This window comes from Mycobacterium sp. E1715 (assembly GCF_001667625.1).
GTDB lineage: Bacteria > Actinomycetota > Actinomycetes > Mycobacteriales > Mycobacteriaceae > Mycobacterium.
Genome location: NZ_LZJJ01000016.1, coordinates 1 through 1228 on the forward strand (window position 1 = coordinate 1; position 1228 = coordinate 1228).

The 1228-nt window shown below is 69.8% G+C and carries 2 protein-coding genes; both read left to right on the forward strand.

Going from position 1 to position 1228, the window contains the following annotated elements; genetic code table 11:
* Positions 1-269: 269 nt before the first annotated feature.
* Positions 270-620, forward strand: a complete 351-nt coding sequence (locus A9X03_RS00645; RefSeq protein ID WP_067784627.1) for a hypothetical protein — start codon at positions 270-272, stop codon at positions 618-620.
* 78 nt (positions 621-698) lie between these two features.
* Positions 699-1228: serine/threonine-protein kinase (locus A9X03_RS00650; protein WP_156736952.1), on the forward strand; the 530-nt coding region annotated here is incomplete at its 3' end.

Here is a 1228-nt window from a genome sequence, read left to right on the forward strand (position 1 = left end):
GATCGCGGCGATCGCGGCGGCCTTCCTGTTGGCACTCCTCCTGCTGGCGATCGATCCGCCGTTCTCGGCGCCACCGCCGACGCCCTCGACGACCACCACCACGCCGGCGCCGCCCCCGACGACCGCCACCGCCACCACCACACCCACGAGCACCCCGCAGCCGGCGCCCCCGCCGGGTCCGCCAGGTCACGGGGGCCCTAAGCACAAAGGTCACGGCGGCTGACGTCGATATGGGATCGGTAGCCGCCCGGCTGGCGTGTGATTGCGGCATGAACATGAAGTGGATGGCCGGCGCGCTGCTGACGGCCGGCATCGGTGTGGGGCTGACCGCGGGCGTCGCGCAGGCCGACCCGTACGGCCACGTCGGCGGCAACTGCCCGGCGGGGCACACCTGCGGCCAGTGGTGCCCGGGCGAGCGCATCCCGGACAACTTCATCAACTGGAACATGGGCGTGTGCCACCTCTATTACTACGATTACCGTGGCGTGGTCGACGCCGACACCGGTGCCGTCTACGGGTGGCCGAGCGGCCCGATCAATGCCACCCCGCACCCGCGGCCGCCCGGACCGCCCAATTTCAACTGCGGCTTGTTCTGGTGCCCGGTGCCCCCGCACGCGTGAGCCGCCGCACGTTAGGTCGGCGCCCATTCGGGGAACCCGCCGGGCTGGACCTTTACGACCTAGCGAAAGGACTGCCCATTGACCTCGCGGCTTGGCACCCGGTTCGGTCCCTACGAGCTGCGATCGCTGATCGGAGCGGGTGTGACGGGCGAGGTCTACCGCGCGCACGACACGGTTAGAGACCGGACGGTCGCGGTCAAGCTGGTTTCCGCCGACATCGCCGCGGAACCCGGCTTCCAGCAACGCTTTCGACAGGACTGCGGTGTCGCTGCGCTGTTGGAGGAGCCGCATGTCATCCCGGTGCACGACTTCGGTTCGATCCACGGGGTTTGTTACGTCGACATGCAGCTGGTCGACGGCGGCAGCCTCAGGGATCTGCTGCGCGAGCGGGGGCCACTGGAAGCGTCGCGTGCCGCGTCGATCGTCGCGCAGGTCGCGCTAGCGCTGGACGCCGCGCACGCCGCCGGGCTGGTGCATTTGGCTGTTCGGCCCGAAAACGTGCTGCTGACCCCGGACCACTTCGTGTATCTCGTCGACTTCGGTCTCGGGCACGGCGACCCGTCGCGGGTGTATATGGCGCCCGAGCGGTTCACCACCGGCCGGGTCGG

Coding starts and splice junctions, on each gene's coding strand:
- A9X03_RS00645 (WP_067784627.1), top strand. CDS start 270: ATGAACATGAAGTGGATGGCCGGCGCGCTGCTGACGGCCGGCATCGGT.